1 protein-coding gene is annotated in these 370 nt (G+C 46.8%); it reads right to left on the reverse strand.

The features are described from left to right. On the reverse strand, positions 1-370 hold a 370-nt coding region (locus A3761_RS07380), incomplete at both ends, for an S-adenosylmethionine:tRNA ribosyltransferase-isomerase (protein ID WP_197472936.1).

Genomic DNA, 370 nt, shown 5'->3' on the forward strand with positions numbered 1-370 from the left:
CAAAGTGCAAGCCTGCCGTAGGCGCTGCTGCCGCGCCTGGCTTATCGGCATAGACAGTTTGATAACGATCCTGATCCATATCCTCATCACCACGCTCAATATACGGAGGTAAAGGAATGTGGCCGTACTTTTCAAGCAGATCAAAAACCTCTAAAGACTCGGTCTCAAGAATAAACAGTGCATTCTGTCGCCCCTTCATTTCGATTACTTGCGTGCTACCATCGTCGGTATCAACAAGAATCTTGCTACCTTCTTTAGGGGAACGGCTAGACCTGACATGCGCTAAAAACGTATGACTATCAATCATTCGCTCAAAAAGAATTTCCAGTTTGCCGCCACTTTCTTTCTTCGCAAACAAACGCGCTGGAAC

The sequence above is a fragment of the Oleiphilus sp. HI0123 genome, from assembly GCF_001635315.1.